The sequence below is a fragment of the Ideonella sp. P3_A4 genome (assembly GCF_056403075.1).
Window position 1 is genome coordinate 1 of sequence record NZ_JBFUGE010000855.1, and the last position, 2,109, is coordinate 2,109.

Genomic DNA, 2,109 nt, shown 5'->3' on the forward strand with positions numbered 1-2,109 from the left:
GCCTTACGGACCGAGCAATTGCGGTCCGAGCTGGCCGAGCGGCTGCGGCTGCAAGGGGCCGATCAGGCACGGGCGCTGGCCGAAGAGGCCAACCAGGCCAAGGTGCGTTTCCTGTCGCAGGCCAGCCACGAGCTGCGCAACCCGCTGAACGCCGTGAGCGGCTTCGCCCAGCTGATGGCGATGGACCCGACGCGGCCGCTGGACGAAACCCAGCGCGGGCGCTTGCAGCACATCCAGCACGCCGTGCGGCAGCTGCTGGCGCTGATCGACGACATGATGAGCTTCTCGCGGCTCGAAAGCGGGACGCTGACGCTGACCGTGCGGTCGACCGCGCTGCAAGAGGTGCTGCCGAACTGCCTGGCGCTGGTCGAGCCGGCGGCCAAGGCGAAGTCGCTGGAGTTGCGTTGCGCGGTGGACCAGCCCGCCAACGTGAAGGTGATGGCCGACCCGCTGCGCCTGGAGCAGGTGCTGCACAACCTGCTGTCGAACGCGATCAAGTACAACCGCCAGGGCGGCTGGGTCGAGGTTCGCACCGCACCGGCCGGCGACGGCACGGTGCGGCTGGAGGTGGCCGACGGCGGGCTCGGCTTGACGCCCGAGCAGCAGACGCAGCTCTTTCAGCCGTTCAACCGACTGGGCCGCACAGACCAGGAAGGCACAGGCATCGGGCTGGTGATCTGCAAGCAGCTGGTCGAGCGCATGGGCGGCGTGATCGACGTGGCCAGCGATCCCGCCCGCGGCACCGTGTTCGGCTTGAACCTGGCGTCCGCGCCGGTCTGACCTCAGCCGAAGCGCCCGTCGCGGGCAAAGCGGTTGGTGGCATCCACCAGGGCTTCGGCGATGCCGGGCTCATAGGACGAATGTCCGGCATCCGGCTCGATGCGCAGTTCGGCGCCGGGCCAGGCGTCGGCCAGCGCGTGGGCGTAGCGCACCGGGCAGATGACGTCGTAGCGGCCATGCACGATGAAGCCGGGCAGGTGGCGGATGCGGGCGACACCTTCGAGCAGTTGGTTCGGCTTCAGGAACGCCTTGTGGCGGAAGTAGTGCGCCTCGAGCCGGCCGATGCCAATCGCGATCGCGTCCTCGGTGAAGGCGTCGGCTGTTTCGGGGTTGGGCAGCAGGTGCAGGCACGAGCCTTCGTAGCGGCTCCAGGCGCGCGCTGCAGGGCCGTAGACCGCGGGGTCGTCTGATTCGAGCCGGCGGCTGTAGGCGGCCAGCAGGTCGCTGCGTTCGGCCGCAGGCACATGGCCGGCGAACGCCTCCCACTCACGTGGGAAGAAGTTGCGCACGCCGTTGAGCCACCATTCGATCTCTTCGTCGCTGACCAGCCAGATACCGCGCAGTACCAGGCCCAGGCAGCGCTCGGGGTGGGCCTGGGCGTAGGCCAGCGACAGCGTCGAGCCCCAGGAGCCGCCGAACACCAGCCACTGCTCGATGCCCAGCATCTTGCGCAGCCGCTCGATGTCTTCGATCAGCAGGTCGGTGGTGTTCTCGCGCGTTTCGCCGAGCGGCGTGGACTGGCCTGAGCCGCGCTGATCGAACAGCACGACGTGGTAACGCTCGGGGTCGAAGAAGCGGCGGCTCTTCGGCGAGATGCCGGCGCCCGGGCCGCCGTGCAGGAACAGGGCAGGGATGCCGGCCGGGTTGCCGGAGGTTTCCCAGTAGAGCGTGTGCAGATCGCTGACCGGCAGGCGGCCGCTGCGCAGGGGCTCGATTTCCGGGTACAGGACTTGTTCGAGGGTCTTCATTGCGGGCCTTCCCATGGCACGGTGCGTTGCATCAGCCGAGCATTCTKTCGAAGTGCTTGCCGAATAACGCTCGGCGTTGGCCATGATCGGCAGACGAGATCTCGGAGTCTTGCGGCCGATCAGTCCTTCGGACCAGACGACACCTTGTGCCGCATAAGTCTGCCTTTTTCTCGCTCCCAGTCGCGTTTCTTCTCGGTGTCGCGCTTGTCGTGCTGGGCCTTGCCCTTGGCCAGTGCGATCTCTGCTTTCGCGCGGCCGCCTTTCCAGTGCAGGTTCAGCGGCACCAGCGTGAAGCCGCGCTGCTCGACCTTGCCGACGAGCCGCTTGATCTCGTCCTTGCCCATCAAGAGCTTTTTGGTCC

Annotated in this window: 3 protein-coding genes; 1 reads left to right on the plus strand and 2 read right to left on the minus strand. The window is 67.6% G+C overall.

Features of this window, described 5'->3' with window-relative positions; genetic code table 11:
- Positions 1–780 (plus strand): sensor histidine kinase (locus AC1DYI_RS33655; protein ID WP_477208452.1); only part of this gene is annotated, 780 nt, incomplete at its 5' end.
- A 2-nt stretch (positions 781–782) separates the two neighbouring features.
- On the opposite strand, the gene pip is transcribed toward AC1DYI_RS33655, so the two are convergent.
- Together pip and AC1DYI_RS33665 are read right to left on the minus strand one after the other, a co-directional pair.
- The gene (pip, locus tag AC1DYI_RS33660; protein WP_477208453.1) at positions 783–1,748 is read right to left on the minus strand and encodes a prolyl aminopeptidase; all 966 of its coding nucleotides are present in this window, start codon (positions 1,746–1,748) and stop codon (positions 783–785) included.
- Positions 1,749–1,867: 119 nt separating this feature from the next.
- A partial coding sequence (locus AC1DYI_RS33665) for an SsrA-binding protein (RefSeq protein WP_477208454.1) occupies positions 1,868–2,109 on the minus strand: 242 nt, incomplete at its 5' end.